Genomic DNA, 25245 nt, shown 5'->3' on the forward strand with positions numbered 1-25245 from the left:
CTGGAATCGCGGCTCCGAAACAGTACGGCGAGAGCGGCACCACCAGCCCCGACCCGCCACTGGAACGACCGGGAAGCCAACGGGCCCAACTACCTGCACACACCACAGGCCTTCGAGGTACGGGGCCGTAGCCTCAACCAGCCCCGACGCACAGGAAGTCGGCAAGTCCGACTTCCCACGCAGGGCTTCAGGCGCGGGTGGCCTGGAACCACGGCCCCCAACAGCACGACCAGAACAGCCTCCACACACCACAGGCCTTCGAGGTACGGGGGCCGTAGCCTCAACCAGCGCAGGAAGTCGGCGGGTCCGACTTCCTGCGCAGGCCCGGGATTCAGGTGCGGGTGGCCTGGGTGCGGCAGTGGGTGAGGGCGTAGGTGATGCGGCGGTCGGACGGGAGGACGGTGGTGAGGAGTTCTCCGGCGGTGACGAGGGTGGACCAGTACAGGGCGGGGTCGCCGGTGCGGGGCAGGGGGTGGGCGGCGGTGAGGGAGAGGTAGGCGGCGGTGAGGTTGCCGGTGGTGAACCAGCGTTGGAGGCCGTGGTGGTGGCCGGGGCGGATGCCGCCCATGGCGTCCATGGCGGTCAGGAGGTGGGCGACGATGGTGCGCTCGGTGGGGGTGAGCTGTTTGGGGACGTCGAAGACGCCGAGGGCTTCGAGGACTTCGCCGGTGTCGGCCTCGGAGTCGGGGCGGGGGTCGGCGAGGAGGGCGTCGTAGCAGTCGTCCAGGCGGCGGCTGGCCTCGTCCGGGGGGGATGCCGAGGGCGGCGCACACGGCCTGGGCGCAGGGCAGGGGCTGGTGGCCGAGGCGGGCGAGGAGGGCGTAGGTGGCGGCGGGGGTGGCGCCGCGCGAGAGGGTGTGGCGGGCGAGGGTGGTGAGGTGCATGAGGGAGGTCCGGGCTTTCAGGCGGCGGCGGGGATGGGGGTGGGGGCGATGAGCACCCAGACGAACTTGCCGATACCGCCGGTGCGCGGGCAGCAACCCCACCGCTCGGCCAGCTCGTTGACGAGAAGGAGACCGCGCCCGCACTCGTCGTCCGGCGAGGCCGTGCGGAGGGAGGGGCGGCCGCTCCCGGCATCGTGGACCTCCAGCCGGAGACGGGAGTTGACGAGGGAGAAGCGGACCTCGATGTGCCGGTCGTCGGGACCGTCGCAGTGCCGAACGGCGTTGGCGAACAGCTCGCACAGGAGGAGTTCGGCGGTGTCGCAGTAGCGGTCGCCGGCAGGCAGCCCGGAGAGGTAGGCCCGGAGCAAGTAGCGAGCCAGCGGCGCTGATTCGGGTCGGCGGTCGAGACGCGCGACGAACGGGCGGGGGCGACGGTTTTTGAGCATGGGGGTGCCTCAAGGGGGTGCGTGTGAATGGGGTGCGCTGGGCGATGCGTGGGCGGTCGTCGCCTTGATCAGCCGACGGGGACGGGGATGCCCTGGATGAGGAGGGGGAGGCCGTCGCCGTGCTCCCAGGCGTCCCAGGCGTCTTCGACCCGGCGGTACTGGTCGTGGGCCATGACATCGCGGAGCGTGTGCCGGGGGATCCAGCGGAGGGCGCGGATATCTTGCGGAGGCTGGTGGCTGGTGGTGGTTTCGGCCTGTCGGGGTGTGAGCAGCCCGCCCGCGTAGACGAGGTCGAGGCCCTCGGGTGAGTCGGTGGCGGGGGCGTAGTCGACGGTGAGGATCGTACGCAGGGGCAGGACGAGCCCGGTCTCGGTTTCGAGGTGCCGGCGGGCGGCGAGGTGCGGGAGTTCGTCCCGTTCGGCGCTGCCGCCGGGCAGAGACAGGCCGTCCCGGTAGGCGGGGTCGACCAGGAGGACGGAGAGTTCGCCCGACCCGCCGGGGTCTTCACGCAGGACGAAGGCCTGCTGGCCCGACCGGCGGGCTGGGGGCTTGTTTGCGATGAGATGCGTGCTCAACCCTTCTCCAACTACGTGGAATTGACTACCGGCCGATACAGCCACCCGTTCGAAGGGCCGGCGGTAGGGCGGCCGATGCGTCGCCTTCCCGAGTACCACGTCCCCGAAGGCGGGTGTCGCGCGGGTTGCCATCCCTCCGCGCTGCTGAAGTGCTGCACACATTTCCTTTGACTTGGAGGTGAGACTCAGGACTCCGCACGTGACGCATGGGGCTCCGAAGATTGCTCTACGCGCCCGACGAATCACCAGGCGTAGCTATCGTGGCGCTTGATCCCCTACGATCGGAAGTGTTTGAACTCTCTAGTTGGCTTCGCTTTAAGTTGAGATTGATCATGAACCGTCGCACACTTGATCCAACGTCATCTCCTCTGGCAGCACTTGTCGTCCATCTCCGCACGTCACGGGATGCCAAGGGCCTGACCCAGGTGGAGCTGGGGAAGCTGATCGGGTACTCGAACGTCTACATCTCGAACGTAGAGACGGGGAAACAGGCTCCGAGCTTAAACTTCGTCAGGCTCTGTGAGGCCGCCTTGGGGACCAACGGCTCGCTGGAGCTCCTGTGGTGGAGCTGGAAGAACGGATCGTTGATTCCAGGCTTCCCCGAGTTCGCGGCCAAGGAGCGGGAGGCCCTGGCCATCCGGCTCTTCGAGCTGGACATGGTCCCCGGCATACTTCAGCACTCGGACTACAGCGCTGCTTACGAGTCGGCACCGGTTCGGCGTGGCGAAGCGACAGAAGAGCAGGCAAAGGAACGGCTCAGGCTTCTGTCTGTTCGGCAGCAGCTCCTCAACCGGACGCCGGCGATCCATGTTGTTCTCGATGAATCGGCCCTGCGGCGTCCGATTGGAGGACCAGCCGTTATGGCGCGCCAGCTGCGCTTGTTGGAGCAACTGGCCGAACGGCCCAACATTGTCTTTCAAGTTGCCCCCTACCTGCTCGGTGAAAATCGTCCCTTCTCACATTCGGTCACGCTGCTCACCCTGCCGAACCGTGCCATGGTCGGGTATACCGAGACCCTGCAACGGGGCTTCCTGGAGCAGGACTCCGAGGTCGTATCAAGGTGGGCTGGAAAGTACGATCGGCTCCAGGCGAATGCCCTGAACCAACCGGACAGCCTGGTCGCGGTCCGGGAAGCACGGAAGGACTATGAAGGCCATGCAACTTGACCTGACCGGCGCCGGGTGGCGAAAGAGCACGTACAGCAACGGGCAGGGAGGCTGCATTGAAGTTGCAGACGGCTACCCGGCCGTCATGCCGGTCCGAGACTCCAAGGATCCGAAGGGGCCCGCCCTCGTCTTCCCGATCGAGGCGTGGGCGTCGTTCGTCACGGCCGTCCGCAGCGGCGAGTTCGGCGAACTCTGAACCGAAGGCCTCCGGCCGACGCCACTGCCAGGAAGTGCCGCAACATGCGGTCGGCCAGCTGGTTGTTACGCAGAGGGGTCAGCCAGGCGCTCGGCTGGGGCTTCCCAGCCGAGCGCTGTCGTAGCGGCGAATACCGCCTTATCCGTCCAGGTGGAAGCGGTCGGACATGTGGCGCAGCTTCTCGCGGGTGGCCGCGCGCTCGGCGTAGACGATCTTCCGCAGGGTGGCGCGGGCGATCGGGTGGTTGCGCACCAGCTGAGGGGCGATCCTCTCCGCCGTCTCCAGTGCCTGGAGTGCCTTGTCGCGGTTGCCGTCCCACAGCCAGGCGCGGGCGAGGTCCATGTGGTGGTGGCCTCGCCTGGAGGCCGGGAGGGCGGCGAGCTTCGCGGGGTCGGCACGCTCGTTGAGGATCAGCGCCCGGGCGTGGTCGCCCATCTCCAACTGCACGGACACCGCGTGGACTTGGACGTTGCCACCGGAGAAGGTCAGCGAGTGCCGGTCGAAGGGCGGTGCGACCCGGACCCCGTCCATCAACTCCGCCGCCGCCTGGGCGTGCCGGATGCGGTCCTCGGCCTCCGTCCGACGGCCGGCGCGTGCGGCGGACACGGCGGCACGAAGGTGCATGGCGCCCCAAGCCCGAACGGCCAGCGGGTCGTTGAGACGGTAACGGTCCTCGACGAGGCCGAGCGCCTTGTCGGACAGGGCCAGGGAGTCGTCCCAGTCCGCAGTGGCCCACATGTCCCACACCCGCATCCAGTCCGCGACCGCCTCCATCAACGGGTCGCCGGACAGCCGGGCCGACCAGGCGGCCCGCTCACAGGCCATGGCGATCAGTTCGGGATGGCCGAGCGTGTGCGCGGCGGTATGCGCGAACTTGCACTCGATCGCGTAGACCGCGAAAGCCTCCTCGCGTTCGTGGCCGGTGGACACTTCGGCCAGCGCACGCGCTTCGCGGAGCATGTCCGGAAGCACCTTCAGGATCGCCACGTTGGCGGCGGCGTCCCTCAGCCGGTGCAGGCGCTCGGTCTCGCGCCAGAGTTCCGCCGACGGCCGGGGCGTTCCGTCGAAGACCGGCGTGAGGTCGTACCGGCGAAGCTCCCGCAGAATGGCCGCCGCCGACACCTGCCACTGGTTCTCCGACGGTGTGCCCGCGACGAACGGCCGCTCGATGAGGTCATTGGGGTGGCAGTGCAGCGCTGCCGCGATCTGGTTGATGGTGCCCGCCCGGTCGAGCTCGATCACGCCCTTCTCGACCTTCGACACCCAGCCCTGGGTCCTGCCGAGCGCGGCGGCCAGGTCGGCCTGGGTCATTCCCAGCCGCAACCGCGCCCGCCGCACCCGCTTGCCGATCGACTCCCGTTCCTCCAGCACAGCAGCCCTCCCACGCACTCGCGCCCGCCTGTCCGGTCCGTGAGCCCGCGGTGCTATCAGGAAGCTACCTCGTTCCGGCGGGCCGCGTCACAGGTCGCTCACCAAGGCGCGGCTTGTGGGGCGAGTAGGACTCCTGCTCGCTCCGGCGGACCGCCAACGCCGGCAAGCACCCGCAAGCGGCTGGCCGACCACCGTCGACTCCGCCGACTTCCTGCGCACCGTACGGGCTTTCACCCACAAGCCAGGGGGCCGGCTGCTTGGATACCGCAGTGACATCGGGCAGACGAACCGACAACCCCGAGAGGAACTCCAACATGACCGACCACGCAGACCTGTCCAGCGCCTCCTGGGTCAAGTCCTCGTACTCCAACAACGGCGGCAACTGCGTCGAGGTCGCCGCCGGCTTCCCCGGACTGGCTCCCGTCCGCGATTCGAAGGACCCCCAGGGGCCGGCTCTGGTCTTCCGGACCGAGGCGTGGGCGTCCTTCCTCGCCGCCGTCCGCAGCGGCGAGTTCGGCGAACTCTGAACCGAAGAGCCTCCGCCCGACGCCACCGCCCGGACACGCCACACCACAGGGCCGGCCATCTGATTGCGCGGACGGTTCAGCCAGACGCTCGGCTGGAGCTCCCAGCCGAGCGCTGTCGTAGTGGCACTACCGCCCTATCCGTCCAGGTGAAAGCGGTCGGACATGTGGCGCAGCTTCTCGCGGGTGGCCGCGCGCTCGGCGTAGACGATCTTCCGCAGGGTGGCGTGGGCCCGACGGCCTCGTCGTTGACCCGGTAGCGGTCCTCGACGAGGCCGAGCGCCTTATCGGACAGGGCCAGGGAGTCGCCCCAGTCCGCGGTGGCCCACATGTCCCGCACCCGCATCCGGTCCGCGACCGTCTCCATCAACGGGTCGCCGGACAGCCGGGCCGACCAGGCGGCCCGCTTTCAGTTCGTTCAGCTCGCTCCGGCGTTGAACTTGGCGATCAGGTCCGGGAGTTCCTTCAGCGAGTCGATCCGGAACGTCGCCTGCTCCGCTGCCGGGTCGTGTTGCTGGATCCAGCCCCACGGGCCGCGCCGGATCAACGCCGTCCGCATGCCCGCCGCACGGGCGGGGAGCACGTCGTTGTCGAGCCGGTCACCGACGTAGAGGATCTCGTCCGGCTCCGCGGGTACCACCTCGGCGACGCGCTCGAAGAAGGCGGGGTCCGGCTTGCTCGCGCCCCAGTCGTCGGAGGTGCCGATCAGGTCGACGTCGTCCGTGAACAGCCGGCGCAGGATCGCCCTGGCCCGCACGGTCTGGTTCCCGGCGATCGCCAACCACAGGCCGTCCGACCGGAGTCGAGCGAGAGTTCCCCGGACGTCCGGGTAGAGGTCGTCCTCACCGAAGGTCTCCGCCTGGCCGGCCGCCGCCCGCTTCTCACGCTCCTCGTAGAGGTCGAAGCCGGGAGCGAAGACCTGGAAGGTCTCCCGGTAGTCCCGCCCCTGCGCGATCACCGCGCCGAACTGGGCCACGAACGTGTGCCTCGGCACGCCCAGCCAGTCGGCCCAAGTACCGTACTCCCTGGTCTCATCGACCAGGCACTCCCCGACGTCGAACACCACAGCCTTGATCGTCACAGCCGCAGCCTAGCGAGGCGAGGACGATCCCCTGGTGGCCTCTCCAAGTCCTTCCGCACCACGGTCGCCCGATCGGCGTTCCTGAAGACGGATACTGCCCCAACCCGCCCGCGTGCGCAGGAAGTCGACTCCGCCGACTTCCTGCGCACCGTACGGGCTTTCACTCCCAGGCCAGAGGGAGGGCTGCTTGGATACCGCAGTGGCATCCGAGCAACCGACGACCCCGCGAAAGGAAATCCCGCCATGACCGACCACGCAGACCTGTCCAGCGCCTCCTGGGCCAAGTCCTCGTACTCCAACAACGGCGGCGACTGCGTCGAGGTCGCCGCCGGCCTCCCCGGCGTGATGCCCGTTCGCGACTCGAAGGACCCCCAGGGGCCGGCTCTGGTTTTCCCGGCTGCGGCCTGGAGCTCGTTCGTCACGGCCGTCCGCAGCGGCGAGTTCGGCGAACTCTGAACCTTTGCGCGGACGGTTCAGCCAGACGCTCGGCCGGGGCTCCCCAGCCGAGCGTTTTGCGCGGACGGGGAAGGGCACGGAAAGGCCATGAACCCCACGGAAGTTGACCTGACCGGCGCCAGGTGGCGGAAGAGCACCTACAGTAACGGGCAGGGAGGCTGCGTTGAAGTCGCAGACGGCTACCCGGCCGTCATGCCGGTCCGTGACTCCAAGGACCCGAACGGGCCTGCCCTTCTCTTCCCGATCGAGGCGTGGACGTCCTTCCTCGCCGCCGTCCGCAGCGGCGAGTTCGGCGAACTCTGAACCGAAAAGCCTCCGCCCGACGCCACCGCCCGGACACGCCACACCACAGGGCCGGCCATCTGGTCGCGCGGACGGTTCAGCCAGACGCTCGGCCGGGGCTCCCCAGCCGAGCGTTTTGCGCGGACGGGGAAGGGCACGGAAAGGCCATGAACCCCACGGAAGTTGACCTGACCGGCGCCAGGTGGCGGAAGAGCACCTACAGCAACGGCGGGGGTGGCTGCATCGAGGTGAACGATGCGAACCCTGGCATGGTCCGTGACTCCAAAGACCCCCAGGGCCCAGCCCTGACCTTCACCCCGGAGGCGTGGGCGTCCTTCGTCGCCGCCGTCCGCAGCGGCGAGTTCGGCGGCATCTGAGCCGCTGTCCGGGCTCCGCCGCCGCACCACTCCCCTGCCCCGGGAGCCGGCAGGACCTCCGGGGCGCCCATCGGCTCCCCCGGCTCGCCCCGGACCGAACTCCTCACCGCCTGCCGCCCGACATCCGCCCTCCCTCGAAGGAGCAGCCCGGTGTCCTGAGCCGTCCACCTCCGGCTCCCCCAGCCCGAGGGCCGAACGGACCCCGCGCGGGATGACGAGGGCGGTCTCTTCACGCGGCTGTCCGGATCGCGGGCGGTGGCCAGGGGTCCGCCAGCCGCAGCGAGGCCGCCGAGGCGAACGGGCCGCCGGTGCCGGCGAGCAGCCGCGAGCGGCCGGCCGACCGGCGGCCAGGCACCCGACGGGCCGGTGCGTCAAAGGACGGCGAGCCGGTCCACCAGCAGCTCCACCCTGCGCTCGGCGTCCCCCGGGGGCAGCCGTCCCGCCCGGGTCAGGGTCGCCAGCCCGTGCAGGGCCGCCCAGAACACCTCGGTGAACAGCCCCGGGTGGACACCCTCCCCGGCGACGTCGTCGAGGTTCTCCAGCAGGGCGGCGAAGCCGTCCTTCAGCGGCTGCGGGGTGTCCTCGTGCGCGAACGCGAGGCCGCCGTCGAGCTGGAACATGGCGTCGTACACCGCCGGGTTGCGTTCGGCGAAGTCGAGGTAGGCGCGGGCGAGGGCGGTGACCCGGGCGCGCGGGCCGTTCGCGGCGCGGGTCGCGGCCCGCAGTGCCGCGGCCATCTCGGCGGCGCCCTCCAGGGCGACGGCGCCGATGATCTCGCGCTTGCCGCGGAAGTGGCTGTAGAGGACGGGCTGGCTGTACTCGATGCGCTCGGCGAGCCGGCGGGTGGTGACCGCGTCCCAGCCCTGCTGCTCGGCGAGTTCGCGAGCCGTGGCCACGATGAGGCGCTCGCGGTCCGCCCGTTCGCGCTGCTTGCGTTCCTGTAGCGACATGCTTCGACCCTAGCACCGCTAGACAACCGAGCTACGGCAGGTCTAGCGTTGACCCATCATCTAGCAGTGCTAGGTCCCGGGAGGGTCACCATGCTCAGCGCACTCGAGGTCGTCACCACCGTGGTCGTCGGCGTGATGGTGGGGGTGGAGTTCTCCGTCGCCTTCGTCATCAACCCGATCCTCGCCGCGCTCCCCGACGACAGCGGCCAGCTCGCCCGCTCCCACGGCGGCCGGATGCTCGGCGCCGTGATGCCGGCCTGGTACCTCGGCTCGCTCGCCCTCACCTCGCTCTGGGCCGTCGCCGCCCGGGGCCACCACGGCACCGGCCTCGTCGCCACCGCGGGCGCGCTGCTGCTCCTGAGCGTGATCATGTCGGTCCTGCTGCTCGTCCCGATCAACAACCGGGGCAAGACCTGGACCCCCGAGAACCGCCCCGCAGACTGGAAGGAGCAGACGAGGCGCTGGGACCGCTACCACTACGCCCGCGTCGCCGTCATCGTCGCCGCCTTCGCCCTGCTGGCCGCCGCCCTCGCCTGAGCCCGCGGAAGGTGCCGGAGCGCGCGGCCGGGGTTACGTCCCGGGCAGGATGGTGGCCGACGCGGCGCACGCCGCCACGACACCGAGGGGGCCGCGTGGCCGACCACTTCCCGTACCGCCTCTCCACCAGGAGCGGCGACATGACGCTCATCTGGCGGCCCGGCGAGGGCGAGGAGCCCGACCGGCTGCTCGTCGACGGCCTCGGCAGGCTCCTCGCGTTCGCCGAGCTCGCACCGCTGCGGGAGCACTGCGAGCGCGCCGGCCTGACGCTCACCTGGGAGGGCGAGGGCACCCTCGACCTGCGCCCGGTACGGCGGTGGACCGAGCACCTCACCCCCGTCCCGCCCGGACTGCTCCTGGACGCCTGGAACTTCTTCGAGGACCTCTCCCGCAGCCTGGAGCACGGCCCGCCGCTGCCCGCCCAGGGGCCCGTCCACGACAGCGCCTACCGGAAGGCCTTCGGCGGCCGGCCCCTCGACCCGGCCGCCGGCGAGGACGCCTGGACCGACCAGGAGAGCGCCGCCGTCCGCGAACTCCTGCGTGCCGGACTGGAGTTGTGGGAACACGCCGTCCACGGCTCCGTGGGGACCGCGCGGCCGACGCCCCGTTGACGGGTGCGCCGCACCCCTCTACAACGGAACACAGGCCCCGGACACGGGCCGCGGCGCCCCGAGCGGCCCCGGCAGACCCCGGAAGACCCGGAAGACCCCGAGGAGCGATCGCCATGGCTCCAGAAGACGACAACGGCTGCCCGGTGCTGGACATGACCGCCCGGGACCCCCACCGGCAGAACGCGCGGCTGCGCAGCGCCGGGCCCGCCGTGCGGGTGGAGCTGCCCGGCGGCATCACCGCCTGGTCCGTGACCCGCAGCTCGGTGATCCGCGCCCTGACCGGCGACCCCCGGGTCTCCCGCGACCCGCGCAGGCACTGGCCCGCCCTGGCCTCGGTCCCCGAGGGCTGGCCGATGGGCCCGCTCGCGCTCCAGCGGAACTTCTTCAACCTCTACGGCGCCGAACACCGCGCGGGGCGGCGGCAGATGGCGCCGTCCTTCTCGCCCCGCCGGGTGGCCGCGCTGCGCCCCGGCATAGAGGCGACGACCGCGGCCCTGGTCGGCCCGCTGCGCGCCCTCGCCCCGGGCGAGGCCGTGAACATCCGGCAGGCCCTGGCGCTTCCGCTGACCATGACGGTGATCTGCGACCTGTTCGGCGTCCCCGCCGCCGCCCGGCCCGCGCTCGGCAGGGCGATGGACGTCCAGGTGATGACGTCGGCGACGCCCGAACGGATCACCGCCGCGCGGGCGGAGCTCAACGCGGTGCTGAGCGGGCTGCTGGAGCTCAAACGGCGCGAGCCCGGGCCCGACCTCGCCAGCGACGTGGCCGCCCTGCCCGTCGGCGGCGACAGCGGGCGCAGCGAGGAGGAGGCCCGCGACATCCTCTTCCTGATGCTCGGCGCCGGGTACGAGACGGCCGTCAACCTCATCACCAGCGCCGTCCAGGCGCTGCTCGCCCACCCCGGTCACCTGGCGCTGGTGCGCGAGGGCGCCCTCGCCTGGACGGACGTCGTCGAGGAGACGCTGCGCTACGAGAGCCCGGCGATGCACATCCCGCTGCGCTACCCGCTGGAGGACATCGACCTCGGCGAGGGCGTGGTCATCCGCGAGGGCGAGCCGATCCTGCTCGGGTTCGGCGCGGCGGGCCGCGATCCGCAGGTCCACCCGGAGCGGCCGGACGACTTCGACCCGACGCGCCCCGGCAAGGAGCACCTGTCCTTCGGCCACGGCCCGCACTTCTGCCTCGGCGCGCCGCTGGCCCGCCTGGAGGCCGAGGTGGCGCTGGCCGGCCTCTTCGGCGCGTGTCCCGACGCCGTCCTGGACCCCGGCCGGCCGGCGCCGGCCCGGGTGGAGTCCGCCGTCATCAACGGCCCGTGCGAACTGTGGATCGTCCCCACCCCGTCCGCGCCCTGAACCCCCGCCGCGCCCCGAACCCGGCCGCGACCCGCCCCCGTCCGCGCCCTGGACCCCCGCCTGGCTCTCGCTCCCCTCGCCGCGCCCTGCCCGCGGGAGCGGCCCGCGGGCAGGGGCGGGCCCTCCCGCCGCCTGCGGCCGGGGCGCGGCGGGAGGGCCCGGCGCGCGAGCGGCCGTCAGGCGGGGCGCACGCCCGGGTTGCCGGCCTCGGTGACGAAGGAGGCGGCCGTCGACAGGGTGCCGCCGGGGCGGGTGATCCGGTCGACGACGCGGTAGTCGGCGCGCGCCCGGTGGCGGTCCAGGGTGAGCACCGTGTAGCCGCGGCGCCCGTCGTAGAACTTCATGTGCGCGTTGGCCGCCATCAGGGTCTTCCAGTTGGACGGCTTCTCCTCGCCGTCGCCGTCGCTGCTGATCGAGGTGCCGACGAACTCCACGCCCACCGTGCGGGAGCCGGGGTCGTCGAAGTCGCGCTTGACGTCCAGGGCGTAGGCCACGTGCACGTCGCCGGTGAGCAGCACCAGGTTCTTCACGCCGGACTGGTCGACGGCCTTCAGGAAGCGCTCGCGGGCGGCCGGGTAGCCGTCCCAGGCGTCCATGGAGAGCTTGGAGCGCTCGGCGGTGGTGTTCTTGCGGCGGGAGAAGACGACCTGCTGGGGCACCACGTTCCAGGTGGCCTTGGAGTGGCGCAGGCCGTCGGCGAACCAGCGTTCCTGGGTGGCGCCCATCAGGGTGCGCTTGGGGTCCTCGGACTCCGGGGTGGGGTACTGCCAGCCGTCGCCGTTGGCCTGGTCGTCGCGGTACTGGCGGGTGTCGAGGATGTCGAACTGGGCGAGCTGGCCGAAGTGGACGCGGCGGTAGAGGGTCAGTTCGGTGCCGCGCGGCTGGGGCATGCGCAGCGGCTGGTTCTCCCAGTAGGCGCGGTAGGCGGCGGCGCGGCGGGCGACGAAGGGGGCGGGGTCCTGGTTCTTCTCGGGGATGCCGGCGGCGTAGTTGTTCTCCACCTCGTGGTCGTCCCAGGTGACGTACCAGGGGTGGGCGGCGTGCGCGGCCTGGAGGTCGGGGTCGGTCTTGTAGAGGGAGTAGCGTAGCCGGTAGTCCTCCAGGGTGGTGGTCTCGTGGTTGAAGTGGGCCGGCAGGGTGCGGTCGGTGTACTTGCGGTCGCCGCCGGCGGCGTCGATGCCGTACTCGTAGATGTAGTCGCCGATGTGGAAGACGGCGTCGAGGTTCTCGCCGGCGAGGTGGCGGTAGGCGGTGAAGTAGCCGTCCTCGTAGGCCTGGCAGGAGACGAAGGCGATGCGGGCGGTGTCGGGCTTCTTGCCGCGCGGGGGGATGGTGCGGGTGCGGCCGACGGGGCTGGACCAGGAGCCGACGGTGAAGCGGTACCAGTACTCGCGGCCGGGGGCGAGGCCGTCGACGTCCACGTGGACGGCGTAGTTGAACTCGGCGTGGGCGCGGGCGGTGCCGCGGCGCTCGACGCGGCGGAAGGTGTCGTCGCGGGCGATCTCCCAGCCGACCTTGACCGAGCCGGTGGGCGGCAGGCCGGCGCCGGGCTCCAGCGGGCGCGGGGCCAGGCGGGTCCAGAGCACGACGGCCTCGTGGGTGGCGTCGCCGGAGGCCACGCCGAGGGTGAAGGGGTTGTCGCCGATGGCGCGGGGGGCGATCTCGTTGTCGGCGGCGTGCGCGGAGGGCAGGTTGACGCTGAAGGCGAGCGCGGCGGCGGCCGAGGTGACGGTCAGGAAGCGGCGCCGGTCCAGACGGGCGGCGGCCTCGCGCAGCATCCGGTCGGGGGTGGGGCGGTCGGCGGGTCCGGTCATCGGGGTGGTGGCCTTTCGCAGCTCGGTGGGTGTGCGAAGGGAATTGGAGTGGACCACCCCGTCCTGCGGGGGTCGGGACCACGGCGGCAGAGTGATCATCCGGTGGGAGACCCGTGAAGGTCCGGCACACCGCCATGATTGGGGACGGACCGTCGGGTTCCGGGCGGTCCGTCCCGCGGGCGGGCGGGTCAGACGACTTCGAGGTTGGCCATCATCCCCATGTCCTCGTGCTCGGCGTTGTGGCAGTGGAAGAGGTAGCGGCCGCGGTAGCCGTCGAAGCGGGTGATGATCTCCACCGACTCCCCCGGGCGCAGCGAGACGGTGTCCTTGAGGCCGGTGTCGTGGGGCAGCGGGGGTCTTCCGGCGCGGGTGAGGACGTGGAAGCCCACCAGGTGGAGGTGGACGGGGTGGTGGACGTCGGCGATCAGGCGCCAGATCTCGGTGTCGCCGAGGGGGACGGTGACGTCGGTGCGGGCGGGGTCGTAGGGCTGGGCGCCGATGAGCCAGCCGTGGGCGCCGTTCGCGCGGCCGGCGCGGAAGGCGAAGTCGCGGGTGCGTACGGCGTCTTCGCGGCGCCACCGGGGCAGGTCGGTGGACAGGGCGGGTGGTACGCGGCTGTCGTCGGTGGCGGGGCGGGCGACGCGGAAGGCCATGACGTCGCGGGTGCGGCCGGTGCCCAGGCGGTTGACGAGGCGGACCAGGGAGCCGACGGGGGCGGTGGCGAAGTCGACGACGAGGTCGTGGCGTTCGGCGGGGGCGACGGGCAGGCTCCGGTGGGTGACGGGGGCGTCGAGCAGGCCCTGGTCGGCGCCGATGCGGACGAGGTCGAGGCGGCGGCCGTCCTCGGTGCGCAGTTCGAGTTCGTAGTGGCGGGCGTTGGAGGCGTTGAGCAGGCGCAGGCGGTGGCGGGCGGCGTCGACTTCGTGGACGGGCCAGGGGGCGCCGTTGACGAGGATGACGTCGGCGAGGACGCCGGCGGTGTAGGGGTCGGTGACGCCGGGGCGTTCGCGCAGGGTGGGGTCGAGGGAGGGGTAGGTGAGGGCGCCGTCGGCGGTGAAGGCGCGGTCGGCGATCATCAGCGGGATCTCGCGGGGGCCGGCGGGCAGGCCGAGGTTGTCCTCGGCGTCGTCGCGCACGAGGTACAGGCCCGCGAGGCCGCGCCAGATCGCGGGGGCGGTGAAGTCCATGCGGTGGTCGTGGTACCAGAGCAGGGTGGGGCGCTGGTCGTTGGGGAAGGTGTAGTCGCGCTTGAGGCGGGTGGTGACGGCGCGCGGGTCGGTCATGGCGCCGCTGTGGTGGCCGCCGTCCGTGCCGGGCATGCGGTGGGGGGTCTGGGGCCAGCCGGCGGGCAGGACGAGGTCGGTGGGGTAGCCGTCGGATTCGGCGGGGGTGCGGCCGCCGTGGAGGTGGACGGCGGTGGGCACGGGCAGGTGGTTGTGGTGGGTGACGGTGACGGGCCGGCCGCGGCGGGCCTCGATGGTGGGGCCGGGGAAGGTGTCGCCGTAGGTCCACAGGGGGGTGCGCAGGCCGGGCAGGATCTCGGCGGCGGTCTCGCGCTGGACGATCTCGTAGCGGTCGGTGCCGCCGTCGGTGGAGACGGGTTTGAGGACGGGCGGCAGCGGCAGCGGTGCCTGGTAGGGGGGTGGGAGGGGGGCGGTGCTGCGCAGCTGGCCGCCGGTGGCGGCGGGGCGGCGGGCGAGGGTGGCGGCGGTGGCGAGGCCGGCGGTGGTGAGCAGGCCGAAGGCGCCGCCGATGCCGAGGACCTGGCGGCGGGTCAGGGCTGGGGTGCGGGGCTCAGGCACGGTCGTCGTCCTGCGGCCCGGGCTCGTCGGAGTGCGGCCGGGTCCGCGGGCCGGGCCGCGGCCGGGACTCGGGCGTGGTCTCCCACGGGGCTCGGTGGCGTGGGGGCCACGGCAGGCGCCACAGGGCGATGGTGAGGACGACGGCGGCGGCGACGCTCGCCACGCCCAGCGGCAGGTGCAGCCACAGGGCGCCGTCCAGCCCGGCGAGGTACTGCACGGACTCGGCCGCCGCCAGGGCGAGGGCGGCGGCGAAGGGCCAGGAGCGGCGCAGCCGGATCCAGACCGTGAGGGCGGCGATCACCTGGACGTAGCCGAGCGAGGTGACGGTGTCGGCGCCCAGGCGGTGCCAGCCCAGGGCGTCGTAGTCGCCGGTGAGGTAGACGCCGGCGAAGACGGGCTGGCCGGAGATCACGGCGGTGTGGACGGCGGCCACCGCCCGCAGTGTCCAGCCGGCGGGCCCGGTGCGCTCCCCCGCGGCGGGCCGGGCCAGGGGTTGCGGCGGGATGCTGTCGGCGGCGGTGGCCATGGTGCGTCCTTCCTCGTGGGGCGTGGGGCCGTGCGGTGGTCCGGTGCGCGGCCCACCCCTCGACGATATGACTCCCGGGTTATCGTGTCTAAGATCAATATTGCTATGGCGTTATGCCTGGGGAGGCATGGAAGACATGGAAGAGACAGGGCCCGGGGAGGTCTGGTGGACCTGAACACGCTCACCCAGTTCCTGGCCGTGGCGCGGCTGGAGCACCTGAGCCGGGCGGCCGGTGAACTGCGCGTCGCCCAGCCGTCGTTGAGCCGTTCCATCGCCCGGCTGGAGGCCGAGCTGGGCACCCCGCTGTTCGAGCGGGGCGGGCGGCTGCGGCTGAACGCGGCCGGGCTGCTGTTCCGCGACTACGTGGAGCGCTCGCTCGGCGAGCTGGCGGCGGGCCGGCGGGCGGTGGCGGAGGCCGCGGGGCAGGGTTTCGGGACGGTGCGGCTGGCCTCGGAGACGTTCCTGGCCTTCAGCGCGCCGCTGGCGGCGTTCAAGGCGGCCCGCCCCGGGGTGGAGATCGAGCTGCACCAGCTGTCCGCCGAGGAGGCGGCCCGCCGGCTGCGGGCCCGGGAGATCGACCTCGCCGTGGTCTCCCAGCCGATCGCCGCCGAGGGCCTGGAGAGCGCCCTGTTGCTGGACGAGGTGGTGGGGCTGGCCGTGGCGCCCGGCCATCCGCTGGCCGGGCGCGCCTCGGTCACCGTGGAGGACGTCGCCGGCGAGCCGTTCATCGCCGCCCGCCCCGGGCACTGGCAGCGCCGGCTGCTGGAGCGGCTGTTCGCCGCCCGCGGCCTGGAGCCGCGGATCGTCTGCGAGTGCGACGAGGCCGGCGCCATCGCCGAACTGATCGGCGCGGGCCTGGGCGTGGGCCTGGTGCCCGGTGTCTCCCGGCGCACCTCCTCGCGTCCTGCGCTGGTGTGGGTCGACGTCGACGCCCCCGGGTGCCGCCGCGTCCTGACCCTCTTCTGGGGCGCGGGCGAGCGCCTGCCCGCCGCCGCCCGGCTGCTGCGCGACGCCGTCGCGGCATGGGACTGGGAGGGGGCGGGCGGGCGCGGCGCGGCGGCTGACGGGGACCGCGGCGCGGCGGCCACCGGGTGACGGAGGGTCACGACCGGGCGCCAGGTCACGGCCGGGCGCAGGTCACGGCTCGGCGCAGGTCACGGCTCGGCGCAGGTCACGGCCGGGCGCAGGTCACGGCCGGGCGGCGGTCACAGCTTGGCGGCCGAGAAGGTGTCGCACTGGGCGAAGTCGCCGCTGCGGTAGCCGGTGGTGAACCAGGCCTTGCGCTGCTCGGAGGAGCCGTGCGTCCAGGCCTCCGGGTTGATCCGCCCGGTGGCCTGCTGCTGGATCCGGTCGTCGCCGACGGCCGCGGCCGCGTCCAGGCCCAGGGCGATGTCCTGGTCGGTGAGCGAGGCGATCAGCGGGCGGCCGGTGGAGGGCTGCGGGGTGGTGGTCGCGTGGTGCGTCCACACCCCGGCGTAGCAGTCGGCCTGGAGCTCCAGGCGCACCGAGCCGCTGGTGGCGCCCTGGCGGTCGTTGCCGACCTTCTGCATGGCGCCGGTGAGGGTCTGGATGTGGTGGCCGTACTCGTGGGCGACGACGTAGGACTCGGCGAACGGGCCGCCCTTGGCGCCGAAGCGGCTGGACAGCTCGTTGAAGAAGCCCAGGTCGAAGTAGGCCTTCTTGTCGCCCGGGCAGTAGAACGGGCCGACCGCCGAGGTCGCCGCCCCGCAGGCGGTGGAGACCTGGCCGGTGAACAGCACCGTCTCGGCGTTCTTGTAGGGGATCTTGGCGGCGCGCGGCAGCTCGGCGCGCCAGAACTCCTGGAGGCTGTTGGTGACGGCCACGATCCGGCAGTCCTGGCGCTTGTTGGCGTCCGCGCCGGTCTTGCACTCCTTCTGCGCCTCCCCGGCGGTGCGCGCGCCCGAGGAGGAGCCGCCGGAGCCGCTTCCGGAGGACAGGCCCAGAAGCTGCGGGTCGACTCCGAGGACGACCGCGACCAGCACCGCGAGCAGGCCCACGGCCCCGCCGCCGATGGCGACCTTCCCGCCGGGGATGCCGCGCCGGTCGTCCACCTGCGAGGTGTCGAGGTCGCCCTGGTCGTCGAACTGCATGTGCCCGTGCCTGCCCGTTCCTGTCGTGTTCCGCCCTGCCGGTGACGGTCTGCGCCGTCCACGGCCGTCCAGCCTACGGGCTGAGGCCGGCGTCGCGCCGCATCGGGTCCTTCCGGGCGGGCCCCGCCGTGGGGGGCGGGGCCCGGCCGGGCGGCGGCGAGGGCGGGGCGAGGGGTCCTACGGCGCGGGTTGCGCGGGGGCCGGGGAGCGTGGCGTCCGGAAGCGCAGGACGGGTTCGGACCAGCCGTCGTCGTGGACTCCGGTGCCGAGGGCGGCGGCGAGGGCGCGTTCCTCGTAGCCGAAGTGGGAGTCCATGATGGCGGCGAGGCCGTCGAGTTCGCCTGCGATCGCCTCCGGGCCGTCGCCGGGTTCGGTGGCGGCGGCCCGGTCGGCGAGGTGGCGCACCCGGGTGAGGATGTGGGTGATGAGGCCGTGGTCCTCGACGAGTTTGGCGATGGTCGGGGCCACATCCGGCCTCTCGCGCAGCAGTTGGGCGAACAGGCCGTGGTCCTCGCCCTGGTGGTGGTTGGTCAGGGCGGTGCAGAAGGCCAGGCAGTGGGTGCGCAGTCCGTCGTCGCCGCCCGGGCTGGCGTGTCCGGGGTTCGCCCGCAGGTCGGCGAGCCGCCGACGCAAGTCCTGGTGGGCTCTGGAGAGTTGAAGGCTGAGGGCGGCCGTACGGTCGCCGCGGGAGGGGGAGGCCACGGGTGGCGGTCCCTTCGGTCGTGCACCTCCATGCCTGACGCGGTCCGCCACCGGCACGCGATGCCGGCGCCATCCGACCACGCGCCACGGCCGCGGCGCAAGCGGGGCGCCGGTGCCGGGCCGTGAGAAGCTGGCGCATGACCAGCGCTCCTCCCCCGCCCGGCGCCCCGGCGCCCGACCGCCGGCCCTCCCCCTCCGCTCCCCCGCCCGGCTGGTGGAACCCTGAGGTGCGGGCCGAGCGGCGCCTGGTGGCGCTGCTCCAGGAGCTGCGGGTGCTCCAGACCGGCGTGCAGATCGTCTTCGCGTTCCTGCTGGGTGTCGCCTTCACCCCGCGCTTCGGCCAACTCACCGACGCCCAGCAGGACATCTACGTGGTGACCCTGCTGCTGACCGTTGTCTCCGCGGCCGTCCTGGCCACCCCCGTCGCCCTGCACCGGGGCCTGTACCGCCACCCCGGCAAGCAGCGGATCGTCACCGTCTCCGCCCGCATCGCCCAGACCGGCCTGCTGCTGCTCGCCGCCTCGCTGAGCGGCGCGGTGCTGCTGGTCCTGGACGTCGTCCTCGGCACGGCGGCGGCGGTGCCGATCACCTGCTTCATCGCGGCGCTCTTCGCGGTGCTGTGGTTCGCCCTGCCCTGGGCGGTGCGCCGCGTCACCACCCGCGACCGGGCCTGAGCGCCGCGCCGTCGGCCGGCCGGCGGGCTCGGGTCAGGGCGGCGGGATCCACCCCGGCGGGGCGAGGCCGGTGTCGTCCAGCACCCGGCGCACGGTGGCCTCCAGTGAGCTGCCGGGCCCGATCACCCGCTCCAGGCCGCCCGGCAGCACGTCCCGCTCCCGGTACCAGCCGGCCATCTGACCGGGCGTGAACTCGGCGCGCTGCGGGCGCGTGGCATGGCGGCGCACCGTCTCCTCGAAGGGGACGTCCAGGTAGTAGAGGCGGGTCAGGCCCCGGTGCCCGGCGGCCAGGGCGGCCAGCATCGGGCCGTAGCGGTCGGCGGCCATGATGCCCTCGACGACGGTGTGGAAGCCGTGGTCGAGGGCGTAGCGGGCCACCGTGTCCACCAGCCCGACGGCCGCCGCGCCCGGAACGTCGCGCTCGCGCAGCACGGTGCGGCGCAGGTTGTCCTGCGCCACCACGGCAAGTCCCCGGCCGTGGGCCGCGCGCAGGGCGGCGGCGACGCTGGACTTGCCGGAGCCGCTGTTGCCGCGCACCACCACCAGGACGGTGCGCCTGCTACCGGTCACCGGGGACCGACTAGCGTGGGCGCATGGACGACGACCTCTCCCGCCCCGACAGCCTCTCCCGTCCCGACGACCTCTCCCACCCCGCCGGAGGCGCCGCCGACCGTCCCGCCGCCGACGGCGCCGCGTGGGAGGTGCTGCTGATCGGCGGCGCCTCCGGCCTCGGCAAGAGCCGCGCCGCGGCCGGTCTCGCCGCCCGGCACGGCGCGTTCGTGGTCGAGTTCGACGACGTCGTCGCCGCCCTCCAGGCCGCCACCAGCGCCGACAGCCACCCCGGCCTGCACCACTTCTCCGCCCTTCCCGACCCCGACGCGCTGGACGCCGACCGCGTCCTGGAGCTCCAGATCGCCACCGCCCGCGCCCTGGACGACGCGGTGCTCGGCGTGGTGCGCAACCGCCTCACCGTGGACGTGCCGGCGATCGTCGAGGGCGACTACCTCACCCCGGCCGCCGCCGCCCGGGCCGCCGCCGAGGCCGCCGCGGCGGGCCGGCGGGTGCGCGCGGTCTTCCTGCACGAGGACGACCCGCGGCGCATCGTCGCCAACTACGCCGACCGGGAGCCGGATTGCGGCCCGCAGCCCGAGCGCGCCGCCGTCAGCGCCCGCTACAGCGACTGGCTCGCCGCCCAGGCCCGTGCCCACGCGCTGCCCGTCGTCGAGTGCCGCCCCTACGCGACCCTGCCCGAGCGCCTGGCCGCCGCCCTGGCGTGACCCCGGGGCGGCGGCGGCCGGCAGGGTCAGCCCTCCTCGATGTCCGAGATCAGCCTGGTGCTCAGGTCGCTCTGCACCGCCAGCCGGGTGTGCCCGGCGTCGGGGCCGGTGCCCCAGGTCAGCGTGACGGTGGTGAACAGGTGCCCGGCGCCGGAGTCGTGGTAGCGCACCTCCCAGTGGGTGGGCACGTCCTGCGCCCGCAGCACGCCGTCCGCGTGGTTGGCCTCCTCCCAGGCGGCCAGCCGCTGGCGGAAGTCCTCGGTCAGGTAGTGGGCGCGCAGTTCGCCGCCGAGGTCGTCGGTGCCGTCGGAGACGGCGTCGATGTACGCCCCGTAGAAGTCGGCCACCCGGTCCACCGCGGAGTCCGGGCTTCCCTCGCGGACCACGCTGCCCGCCTTCGCGTCGGTGTCGGTCATGACCATCCCCTCCGTCCGGGCCGGGGGCGCACTCTCGCCCCCGGCCTTCTCCACTCGACCCGCAGTGCCCAACGAGCCGCCCCCGCCCCGGGTTACGGCCCGGCCCCCGCCCTCCGGCCACCACCCGCCGCCGCCCGCGCCACGCGCCGGGCGGCCTGAGCTCCGGAGGGCCGGGCGTGGGAAGTCGGCGGGTCCGGCGTCCTACTCCTGCGTGGCCGTGGCCGCCGCCGGTTTGGCGCGGAGGACGTCGCGGGCCTGTTCGGCGGCGCGGACCATGCTCTCGCTGATGTGGTCGAGGAAGCGGGCGATGTTCTCCAGCCGCACGGCGGCTGGGGTGTCGGGGCCGAGGACGGCGACGCCCTCGCGGGCGGCCTCGACGACCCGGTCGTTGGCGCGGGCGCTGGCGATGACCGACTGGTAGTAGAGCTCGTCGTCGACGATGTAGCGGTCGCGGCGGCGTTCGTCGCGTTCCCGGCGCACCAGGCTCTGGCTCTCCAGGAAGGCGATGGCCTTGGAGACGGAGGCGGGGCTGACCTGGAGGCGTTCGGAGAGTTCGGCGGCGGTGAGGCTGCCCGCGTCGGTGGTGGACAGGCAGGTGATCACCCGGGCTCCCATCCGGTTGAGGCCGGAGCCCATGAGGACGGTGGTGAGCCGTTCCTCGTAGGCGGCGACGGCCTCGCCGTCGCGCCCGTGGGGCTGCGGGCCAGGCCGTGTCCCGCCGGAGGGGGCGGTGGTGCGGCGGCGCTGGGCGCGGCGTTCGGTGGCGCGGTGGGCGAGGTCGGCGCGGTAGGCGACGGGGCCGCCGTTGCGCATGACCTCGCGGGTGACGGTCGAGGTGGGGCGTTCCAGGCGCCGGGCGATCTCGGCGTAGGGCAGGCCGTCGGCCAGGCCCAGCGCGATCTGGCGGCGTTCGTGCTGGGTGAGTCTGCCTCCCGGCATCGCGTCCTCCTCGGTGGTGGGGGCGGGGGGTTCCCGGGTGCCCACCCTAGCGTTCACCTTCCACCCATTGCAATGATCGCCACGGTCGCCGTTGCGTTGCGCGACATGCCCGTTGCAACGATTTCCCGTCAACTGCCTGCGTCAATGCGATTTCTGCGCAACGAGTGCGTTGCCAGGATCTTGAAAGCAACGTAGCGTTTCCGATGTCAGAAACAACAGCCGGCTGCGCGGCGACGGCGCCACCGGGCTCGGCCGTCCACGCCACCACTGCCCAGGGCGACATCACCGCCCGCAGCCTCCGCACCCGGCGCGGCGCGCCGGCAGGAAACCCAGGGGGACGACATGACGCACCAGCACCAGCACCACACCGCACCCACCACCCGCCCGAGCGCCTGGACCGGCATGGTGCCGGTCGAGGACACCGCCCTGGCCGTCACCGACACCGGCGGAACGGGCCTGCCGGTGCTCTACCTCAACGGCCAGTTCGCCACCCAGGGCTACTGGCGCCGGGTGCTGGCCGACCTCGGCCCCTCCCTGCGGCACATCACCTTCGACGAGCGGGCCCGCGGCCGCAGGTCCGAGCGCTCCGCGGACTACTCCTTCGAGGCCGCCGTGCGCGACGTCGACGCCGTCCTCGCCGCGCGCGGCGTGGAGCGGGCGCTGGTGGTCGGCTGGTCCTACGGGGCGTTCGTCGCCGCGCACTGGGCCTCGCGCAACCCGCGGCGCGCCGTCGGCGCGGTCCTGGTGGACGGCGCCCAGCCGTACGACTGGCTCGACGAGGAGCTGGAGCGGCGCATCCACCGCCAGTTCCGGCTGTGGTACCCGCTCATGATGCTGCTGCGCCCCACCGGTCTGACGCCGCGGATGACGCCCCGGCAGATGTCGGAGTGCAACATCGAGCTGGCCACGGTCAACAGCGCCCGCGCGCTGGGCGCGGTGCTGGACGCCATCACCGTGCCGACCCGGTACGTGCTCGCCTCCGGCTCCTCGCTGGGCAGCAAGGGCGACGAGCAGGAGGTGATCCGCGCGGTGGTGCCGCAGGTGATCGAGCGCAATCCGCACATCGGGCTCAGCGCGAAGGTCGCCAGCAACCACGGCGCGATCCTGAAAAAGGACTTCCGCGCCGTCGCCGACGCGGTGCGCGAGGTCGCCGCCCTCGACCGGCCCGGCGCCGCCGGGCACTGACGTCCGCCGACGCCGCGGCCACGGCTCACGGCGCGGCCGCGCCTTTGGGATCATGACCGCATGAGCGAGGAACCGAACCCGCTGTCGGGCGCGTGGCCGCTCGCGCTGCCCGCCGCCACCGACTGGCTGCGGGAGCGGTGCGGGGAGGGGCTGACCGGGTTCATGCCGCCGCCGTCCCCGGACGCGGCCTGGGTGCTCAACGCCATGTACGAGCACGAGGCGGGGCCGGGCGGGGTGTCGTACCACGAGCAGCGCCGGGCGGGCCTGGCCGACGGGAGCGTCGCGCCCGACATCGTGGCGGACATCGACCTCGACACGGCGGGCCTGGTCGTCACGGGAGGCGGTCTGGGCCGCGCCGGGCACCCCGGCCCGGGCTGGCGGCGGCTGCGCTGGGCGGAGCTCGCCGAGCGCAGCGGCGAGGCGGTCGTGCCCGAGGGGCTGCTGCCCTCCCACCACTGCTTCCCCTCGGTCAGGAAGCAGGGCAGCTGGCCGGTCGGCATCGTGCCGCCCACCGAGGGCAGCCTGGACCGCGGGACGTGGGACCGCCTGACGGGCCTGCTCCTCGCGCACAGCCCGGCGGGGGCGGACACCCGCTGCCTGGCCTACTACAGCCCGCTGACGCTCGGCGGGGACGCCGACTACACCACCGCGCACGTGCGGGCCGGCCGCCTGGGCGACACCGGGCTCCTGTACGACAACCCGGAGACCCACTACAGTCCGTCCAACCTCTGGGCCGAGGACGGCTCCTGGATCCTGTGCACCGACTACGACCTGTGGGCCACCAAGGTCGCCGGGCCGCCCGCCCTGGTCGACGCACTGCTGGAGGACGCCGGGATCGAGGCGCTGCGGCTGCCCTGGGCTCCCTGAGGTTCCGGGCTCTTCGGTCCCCTGGGTGCCCAGGCGGCGGGGAAATGACGGTGCGTGCGGCACGGGCGCCCGGCACACTGGTCCGATGATCACCGACCACTGGCCCCTGCGGGGGCTGCGCGTGGCCTCGCCCCGCCTGGAGCTGCGCCTGCCCACCGAGGACGAACTCGCCGAGGTGGCCGACGTCGCCGCCCGCGGTGTCCACCCGCCGCAGGAGCGGCCCTTCCTGACGCCGTGGGGCGAGCTGGCGCCCGCCGAACGCGCCCGGCACGTCGTGCAGACGCACTGGGCGCGGCTGGGGCGCTGGACGGCGCAGGACTGGGCGCTGGACCTGGTCGCCTTCCACGAGGGGCGCCCGGTGGGCATCCAGGACATGCGCGCCACGCGGTACGGCGTGCGCCGCGAGATCGTCTCCGGCTCCTGGCTCGGCCTGGAGCACCAGGGCAAGGGCCTGGGCACCGAGATGCGCGCCGCGATGCTCCACCTGGCCTTCGCGGAGCTGGGCACCCGGTCGGCGACCTCGCTGTCCTTCCGCGACAACCACTCCTCCCTCGCCGTCTCCCGCAGGCTCGGCTACCGCGACGACGGCATCTCCCGCGACGTCCTCGACGGCGAGGTCGTCGTCTCCCAGCGCCTGCGCCTGACCCCCCAGTCCTGGGCCGAGCACGCCCGCACGCCGGTCACCGTCACCGGTCTGAGCGACGCCTGCCGCGCCCTCTTCGGCCTCGACGCCTGACCGGCCCCGGCGGCCCGGCGGCCGTTCCACGAAGGAGATCCGATCGTGCCCCATCGGCCCTACGAAGCCGTGCTCTGCGACATCGACGGGGTGATCCGGCACTGGCCCGGCCCCGAGGACGCCGACCTCGACCGCGCCCACGGACTGCCGCCGGGCGCGCTCGCCGCGGCCGCCTTCGCGCCGGCGCGCCTGCACCCCGCGATCACCGGGGAGACAACCGACGAGCAGTGGCGCTCGGCCGTGGCCGCGGACCTCGCGGACGTGTGCGGCTCGGCAGAACGCGCCCGAAGCGCCGTCCGGGCCTGGTCCGAACTCGTGCCGCGGGTCGACCGGGAGGTCGTGTCCCTGCTCGCCAGCGTGCGTGACGTGGCTGCCCTCGCCCTGGTGTCCAACGCGACCACCCGGCTGGAGTCCGACCTCGCCCGTCAGGGCCTCGACACCCTCGCCCACACCGTGGTGAACACCTCCCGCATCGGTGTCGCGAAACCCGACCCTCGCGTCTACCTGATCGCCGCCGAGCGGGTCGCGGTCCCCGTCAGCCGGTGCCTGTTCGTCGACGACACGGCCGCCAACGTCGCCGCGGCCCGCACCGTGGGCATGGCCGCCCTCCACTACCGCCGCATCGAGGACCTCCGCGAGGCCCTCGCACCCGTCCTCGACACGCTGCCCTGACGCACTGGGGACCGTTCGGCGCGGGAAGTCGGCCCGGCGACGCCGGCGGCAAAGCCCGAACCACCCAGCGGGTCAAGCCGGTTCGGCCTGCCCCGGCCAGGCGGGCGCTACCTGCCGGCCCCGAAGAGCGACAGCCGGCCAGCCGGCCGACCACCGCACGCGGGCGCTCCGCCAAAGCCTGGCCCCAACGGGCGCGCGAGGGCCGCGGACTCGACCTCCCCCGGGCCTGCGGCAGCGCCGGGCCGCAAAGAGGCGGCGGACAGGCGCAGATACGGTCGCACGGCCCACCTGGCACAGGAAGTCGGCCCAGCCGACTTCCTGTGCACGCGACGCCCCCGCCACACAGGAGGCGGGCCACCGAACACCGCGAGGACAGGGCGGGCAGGCGCAGGAGCGGCCACAAGGCCCACGCAACGGGCAAGGACCTCACCCGCCCAAGACGACGCCCCCGCCCAGGAAGTCGGACCCGCCGACTTCCCACGACGGGCCGCCACAGTCACACCCCCACGGCCCCAGGGAGGTCGGCCGAGGTGTGCAGAACATGGATCCCCCGTGGGCCGGAACGGACTGGGAGGCGGTGCGGTCCAGCCACAAACGGCGCAGGCCGGCACGGCAGACCCATGAGCTTCCCCCGCTGCGCGGGAGGTGCTGATTACCTGGTCAGGACGGGTGTGGGCGGTTCGACAGCCACTGGTTCGGCCGTCGCCTGGTCGGCG

At 73.3% G+C, this 25245-nt stretch carries 30 protein-coding genes and 1 pseudogene; 16 read left to right on the top strand and 15 right to left on the bottom strand.

Going from position 1 to position 25245, the window contains the following annotated elements; genetic code table 11:
* Positions 1-331: 331 nt before the first annotated feature.
* The 3 genes from ACZ55U_RS31805 to ACZ55U_RS31815 form a co-directional block, all read right to left on the bottom strand.
* On the bottom strand, positions 332-577 hold the full coding sequence (locus ACZ55U_RS31805) for a hypothetical protein (RefSeq protein ID WP_465531693.1): 246 nt from the start codon (positions 575-577) through the stop codon (positions 332-334).
* Positions 578-901: 324 nt separating this feature from the next.
* A complete protein-coding gene (locus ACZ55U_RS31810; protein ID WP_465531695.1) occupies positions 902-1330 on the bottom strand; it encodes an ATP-binding protein in 429 nt (142 codons plus the stop codon).
* Positions 1331-1398: 68 nt separating this feature from the next.
* Positions 1399-1905, bottom strand: coding sequence for an NUDIX domain-containing protein (locus tag ACZ55U_RS31815; protein WP_465531697.1), 507 nt, complete (start codon positions 1903-1905; stop codon positions 1399-1401).
* Between the two features lie 332 nt (positions 1906-2237).
* On the opposite strand from ACZ55U_RS31815, the gene ACZ55U_RS31820 reads away from it, so the two are divergent.
* Together ACZ55U_RS31820 and ACZ55U_RS31825 are read left to right on the top strand one after the other, a co-directional pair.
* Positions 2238-3071: a helix-turn-helix domain-containing protein gene (locus ACZ55U_RS31820; RefSeq protein WP_465531699.1), complete on the top strand. Its 834-nt coding sequence runs from the start codon at positions 2238-2240 to the stop codon at positions 3069-3071.
* Entirely contained in the window at positions 3052-3267 is a 216-nt protein-coding gene (locus tag ACZ55U_RS31825) for a DUF397 domain-containing protein (protein ID WP_465531701.1), read from the top strand. The genes ACZ55U_RS31820 and ACZ55U_RS31825 overlap by 20 nt, the downstream gene beginning before the upstream one ends.
* Before the next feature lie 138 nt (positions 3268-3405).
* Here ACZ55U_RS31825 and ACZ55U_RS31830 read toward each other — a convergent pair whose 3' ends face one another.
* Positions 3406-4638 (bottom strand): helix-turn-helix domain-containing protein, encoded by a 1233-nt coding sequence (locus ACZ55U_RS31830; protein ID WP_465531703.1) that lies wholly within the window; start codon positions 4636-4638, stop codon positions 3406-3408.
* Between the two features lie 314 nt (positions 4639-4952).
* On the opposite strand from ACZ55U_RS31830, the gene ACZ55U_RS31835 reads away from it, so the two are divergent.
* Positions 4953-5165 carry a DUF397 domain-containing protein gene (locus ACZ55U_RS31835; protein WP_465531705.1) on the top strand — a complete coding sequence of 71 codons (213 nt, stop codon included), beginning with the start codon at positions 4953-4955 and terminating at the stop codon, positions 5163-5165.
* A gap of 241 nt (positions 5166-5406) precedes the next feature.
* Here ACZ55U_RS31835 and ACZ55U_RS31840 read toward each other — a convergent pair.
* Both ACZ55U_RS31840 and ACZ55U_RS31845 read right to left on the bottom strand, forming a co-directional pair.
* Positions 5407-5571: pseudogene (locus tag ACZ55U_RS31840) on the bottom strand (helix-turn-helix domain-containing protein); the annotation flags it as partial.
* A 9-nt stretch (positions 5572-5580) separates the two neighbouring features.
* A complete protein-coding gene (locus tag ACZ55U_RS31845) occupies positions 5581-6243 on the bottom strand; it encodes an HAD family hydrolase (RefSeq protein WP_465531707.1) in 663 nt (220 codons plus the stop codon).
* Positions 6244-6486: 243 nt separating this feature from the next.
* Between ACZ55U_RS31845 and ACZ55U_RS31850 the strand changes: the two genes are divergently transcribed.
* From ACZ55U_RS31850 to ACZ55U_RS31860, 3 genes are all read left to right on the top strand, one after another.
* Positions 6487-6699 carry a DUF397 domain-containing protein gene (locus ACZ55U_RS31850; RefSeq protein ID WP_465531709.1) on the top strand — a complete coding sequence of 71 codons (213 nt, stop codon included), beginning with the start codon at positions 6487-6489 and terminating at the stop codon, positions 6697-6699.
* An 87-nt stretch (positions 6700-6786) separates the two neighbouring features.
* Positions 6787-7002 (top strand): DUF397 domain-containing protein, encoded by a 216-nt coding sequence (locus ACZ55U_RS31855; RefSeq protein ID WP_465531711.1) that lies wholly within the window; start codon positions 6787-6789, stop codon positions 7000-7002.
* Positions 7003-7148: 146 nt separating this feature from the next.
* Positions 7149-7358, top strand: a complete 210-nt coding sequence (locus ACZ55U_RS31860) for a DUF397 domain-containing protein (RefSeq protein WP_465531713.1) — start codon at positions 7149-7151, stop codon at positions 7356-7358.
* Positions 7359-7729: 371 nt separating this feature from the next.
* Here the strand turns inward: ACZ55U_RS31860 and ACZ55U_RS31865 are convergent, their stop codons facing one another.
* Positions 7730-8308 carry a TetR/AcrR family transcriptional regulator gene (locus ACZ55U_RS31865; RefSeq protein ID WP_465531715.1) on the bottom strand — a complete coding sequence of 193 codons (579 nt, stop codon included), beginning with the start codon at positions 8306-8308 and terminating at the stop codon, positions 7730-7732.
* Positions 8309-8398: 90 nt separating this feature from the next.
* Here ACZ55U_RS31865 and ACZ55U_RS31870 point away from each other — a divergent pair, with 90 nt between their 5' ends.
* The 3 genes from ACZ55U_RS31870 (at position 8399) to ACZ55U_RS31880 (ending at position 10808) form a co-directional block, all read left to right on the top strand.
* The gene (locus ACZ55U_RS31870) at positions 8399-8845 is read left to right on the top strand and encodes an anthrone oxygenase family protein (RefSeq protein ID WP_465531717.1); all 447 of its coding nucleotides are present in this window, start codon (positions 8399-8401) and stop codon (positions 8843-8845) included.
* Positions 8846-8940: 95 nt separating this feature from the next.
* Entirely contained in the window at positions 8941-9456 is a 516-nt protein-coding gene (locus tag ACZ55U_RS31875) for a hypothetical protein (protein ID WP_465531719.1), read from the top strand.
* Positions 9457-9569: 113 nt separating this feature from the next.
* Complete coding sequence (locus tag ACZ55U_RS31880) at positions 9570-10808, top strand: cytochrome P450 family protein (protein ID WP_465531721.1); 1239 nt, start codon at positions 9570-9572, stop codon at positions 10806-10808.
* Positions 10809-10984: 176 nt separating this feature from the next.
* Here ACZ55U_RS31880 and ACZ55U_RS31885 read toward each other — a convergent pair whose 3' ends face one another.
* From ACZ55U_RS31885 to ACZ55U_RS31895, 3 genes are all read right to left on the bottom strand, one after another.
* The gene (locus ACZ55U_RS31885; protein ID WP_465531723.1) at positions 10985-12622 is read right to left on the bottom strand and encodes an alkaline phosphatase D family protein; all 1638 of its coding nucleotides are present in this window, start codon (positions 12620-12622) and stop codon (positions 10985-10987) included.
* A gap of 188 nt (positions 12623-12810) precedes the next feature.
* Positions 12811-14424 (bottom strand): multicopper oxidase family protein, encoded by a 1614-nt coding sequence (locus tag ACZ55U_RS31890; RefSeq protein ID WP_465531725.1) that lies wholly within the window; start codon positions 14422-14424, stop codon positions 12811-12813.
* On the bottom strand, positions 14417-14950 hold the full coding sequence (locus tag ACZ55U_RS31895) for a hypothetical protein (RefSeq protein WP_465531727.1): 534 nt from the start codon (positions 14948-14950) through the stop codon (positions 14417-14419). Before ACZ55U_RS31895 ends, ACZ55U_RS31890 begins: the two co-directional genes overlap by 8 nt.
* Positions 14951-15115: 165 nt before the next feature.
* On the opposite strand from ACZ55U_RS31895, the gene ACZ55U_RS31900 reads away from it, so the two are divergent.
* Positions 15116-16045 carry a LysR family transcriptional regulator gene (locus tag ACZ55U_RS31900; RefSeq protein ID WP_465531729.1) on the top strand — a complete coding sequence of 310 codons (930 nt, stop codon included), beginning with the start codon at positions 15116-15118 and terminating at the stop codon, positions 16043-16045.
* A gap of 110 nt (positions 16046-16155) precedes the next feature.
* Here ACZ55U_RS31900 and ypfJ read toward each other — a convergent pair whose 3' ends face one another.
* Both ypfJ and ACZ55U_RS31910 read right to left on the bottom strand, forming a co-directional pair.
* The gene (gene ypfJ, locus ACZ55U_RS31905) at positions 16156-17061 is read right to left on the bottom strand and encodes a KPN_02809 family neutral zinc metallopeptidase (RefSeq protein ID WP_465531731.1); all 906 of its coding nucleotides are present in this window, start codon (positions 17059-17061) and stop codon (positions 16156-16158) included.
* Positions 17062-17238: 177 nt separating this feature from the next.
* Positions 17239-17763, bottom strand: a complete 525-nt coding sequence (locus ACZ55U_RS31910) for a hemerythrin domain-containing protein (RefSeq protein WP_465531733.1) — start codon at positions 17761-17763, stop codon at positions 17239-17241.
* Positions 17764-17900: 137 nt separating this feature from the next.
* Between ACZ55U_RS31910 and ACZ55U_RS31915 the strand changes: the two genes are divergently transcribed.
* Entirely contained in the window at positions 17901-18437 is a 537-nt protein-coding gene (locus ACZ55U_RS31915) for a DUF6328 family protein (protein WP_465531735.1), read from the top strand.
* A 33-nt stretch (positions 18438-18470) separates the two neighbouring features.
* Here the strand turns inward: ACZ55U_RS31915 and ACZ55U_RS31920 are convergent, their stop codons facing one another.
* Positions 18471-19007, bottom strand: a complete 537-nt coding sequence (locus tag ACZ55U_RS31920) for an AAA family ATPase (protein WP_465531737.1) — start codon at positions 19005-19007, stop codon at positions 18471-18473.
* 23 nt (positions 19008-19030) lie between these two features.
* On the opposite strand from ACZ55U_RS31920, the gene ACZ55U_RS31925 reads away from it, so the two are divergent.
* Complete coding sequence (locus ACZ55U_RS31925; RefSeq protein ID WP_465531739.1) at positions 19031-19714, top strand: AAA family ATPase; 684 nt, start codon at positions 19031-19033, stop codon at positions 19712-19714.
* A 26-nt stretch (positions 19715-19740) separates the two neighbouring features.
* Here ACZ55U_RS31925 and ACZ55U_RS31930 read toward each other — a convergent pair whose 3' ends face one another.
* Together ACZ55U_RS31930 and ACZ55U_RS31935 are read right to left on the bottom strand one after the other, a co-directional pair.
* The gene (locus tag ACZ55U_RS31930; protein WP_465531741.1) at positions 19741-20130 is read right to left on the bottom strand and encodes a hypothetical protein; all 390 of its coding nucleotides are present in this window, start codon (positions 20128-20130) and stop codon (positions 19741-19743) included.
* A gap of 201 nt (positions 20131-20331) precedes the next feature.
* Positions 20332-21069 (bottom strand): helix-turn-helix domain-containing protein, encoded by a 738-nt coding sequence (locus tag ACZ55U_RS31935; RefSeq protein ID WP_465531743.1) that lies wholly within the window; start codon positions 21067-21069, stop codon positions 20332-20334.
* 342 nt (positions 21070-21411) lie between these two features.
* Here ACZ55U_RS31935 and ACZ55U_RS31940 point away from each other — a divergent pair, with 342 nt between their 5' ends.
* From ACZ55U_RS31940 to ACZ55U_RS31955, 4 genes are all read left to right on the top strand, one after another.
* The gene (locus ACZ55U_RS31940) at positions 21412-22254 is read left to right on the top strand and encodes an alpha/beta fold hydrolase (protein WP_465531745.1); all 843 of its coding nucleotides are present in this window, start codon (positions 21412-21414) and stop codon (positions 22252-22254) included.
* Positions 22255-22314: 60 nt separating this feature from the next.
* Positions 22315-23121, top strand: coding sequence for a hypothetical protein (locus ACZ55U_RS31945; protein WP_465531747.1), 807 nt, complete (start codon positions 22315-22317; stop codon positions 23119-23121).
* An 85-nt stretch (positions 23122-23206) separates the two neighbouring features.
* The gene (locus ACZ55U_RS31950; protein WP_465531749.1) at positions 23207-23857 is read left to right on the top strand and encodes a GNAT family N-acetyltransferase; all 651 of its coding nucleotides are present in this window, start codon (positions 23207-23209) and stop codon (positions 23855-23857) included.
* A 45-nt stretch (positions 23858-23902) separates the two neighbouring features.
* A complete protein-coding gene (locus ACZ55U_RS31955) occupies positions 23903-24529 on the top strand; it encodes an HAD-IA family hydrolase (RefSeq protein WP_465531751.1) in 627 nt (208 codons plus the stop codon).
* Positions 24530-25245 lie beyond the last annotated feature (716 nt).

The organism is Kitasatospora sp. NPDC034533 (genome assembly GCF_055575155.1).

What these genes read in the sequence shown, in the direction of transcription:
- ACZ55U_RS31925 (WP_465531739.1), top strand. Translation starts at nt 19,031, where the DNA reads ATGGACGACGACCTCTCCCGCCCCGACAGCCTCTCCCGTCCCGACGAC.
- ACZ55U_RS31945 (WP_465531747.1), top strand. Translation starts at nt 22,315, where the DNA reads ATGAGCGAGGAACCGAACCCGCTGTCGGGCGCGTGGCCGCTCGCGCTG.
- ACZ55U_RS31850 (WP_465531709.1), top strand. Translation starts at nt 6,487, where the DNA reads ATGACCGACCACGCAGACCTGTCCAGCGCCTCCTGGGCCAAGTCCTCG.
- ACZ55U_RS31895 (WP_465531727.1), bottom strand. Translation starts at nt 14,950, where the DNA reads ATGGCCACCGCCGCCGACAGCATCCCGCCGCAACCCCTGGCCCGGCCC.
- ACZ55U_RS31855 (WP_465531711.1), top strand. Translation starts at nt 6,787, where the DNA reads ATGAACCCCACGGAAGTTGACCTGACCGGCGCCAGGTGGCGGAAGAGC.
- ACZ55U_RS31950 (WP_465531749.1), top strand. Translation starts at nt 23,207, where the DNA reads ATGATCACCGACCACTGGCCCCTGCGGGGGCTGCGCGTGGCCTCGCCC.
- ACZ55U_RS31860 (WP_465531713.1), top strand. Translation starts at nt 7,149, where the DNA reads ATGAACCCCACGGAAGTTGACCTGACCGGCGCCAGGTGGCGGAAGAGC.
- ACZ55U_RS31940 (WP_465531745.1), top strand. Translation starts at nt 21,412, where the DNA reads ATGACGCACCAGCACCAGCACCACACCGCACCCACCACCCGCCCGAGC.
- ACZ55U_RS31880 (WP_465531721.1), top strand. Translation starts at nt 9,570, where the DNA reads ATGGCTCCAGAAGACGACAACGGCTGCCCGGTGCTGGACATGACCGCC.
- ACZ55U_RS31825 (WP_465531701.1), top strand. Translation starts at nt 3,052, where the DNA reads ATGAAGGCCATGCAACTTGACCTGACCGGCGCCGGGTGGCGAAAGAGC.
- ACZ55U_RS31865 (WP_465531715.1), bottom strand. Translation starts at nt 8,308, where the DNA reads ATGTCGCTACAGGAACGCAAGCAGCGCGAACGGGCGGACCGCGAGCGC.
- ACZ55U_RS31930 (WP_465531741.1), bottom strand. Translation starts at nt 20,130, where the DNA reads ATGACCGACACCGACGCGAAGGCGGGCAGCGTGGTCCGCGAGGGAAGC.
- ACZ55U_RS31820 (WP_465531699.1), top strand. Translation starts at nt 2,238, where the DNA reads ATGAACCGTCGCACACTTGATCCAACGTCATCTCCTCTGGCAGCACTT.
- ACZ55U_RS31935 (WP_465531743.1), bottom strand. Translation starts at nt 21,069, where the DNA reads ATGCCGGGAGGCAGACTCACCCAGCACGAACGCCGCCAGATCGCGCTG.
- ACZ55U_RS31915 (WP_465531735.1), top strand. Translation starts at nt 17,901, where the DNA reads ATGACCAGCGCTCCTCCCCCGCCCGGCGCCCCGGCGCCCGACCGCCGG.
- ACZ55U_RS31810 (WP_465531695.1), bottom strand. Translation starts at nt 1,330, where the DNA reads ATGCTCAAAAACCGTCGCCCCCGCCCGTTCGTCGCGCGTCTCGACCGC.
- ypfJ (WP_465531731.1), bottom strand. Translation starts at nt 17,061, where the DNA reads ATGCAGTTCGACGACCAGGGCGACCTCGACACCTCGCAGGTGGACGAC.
- ACZ55U_RS31885 (WP_465531723.1), bottom strand. Translation starts at nt 12,622, where the DNA reads ATGACCGGACCCGCCGACCGCCCCACCCCCGACCGGATGCTGCGCGAG.
- ACZ55U_RS31870 (WP_465531717.1), top strand. Translation starts at nt 8,399, where the DNA reads ATGCTCAGCGCACTCGAGGTCGTCACCACCGTGGTCGTCGGCGTGATG.
- ACZ55U_RS31805 (WP_465531693.1), bottom strand. Translation starts at nt 577, where the DNA reads ATGGACGCCATGGGCGGCATCCGCCCCGGCCACCACCACGGCCTCCAA.
- ACZ55U_RS31835 (WP_465531705.1), top strand. Translation starts at nt 4,953, where the DNA reads ATGACCGACCACGCAGACCTGTCCAGCGCCTCCTGGGTCAAGTCCTCG.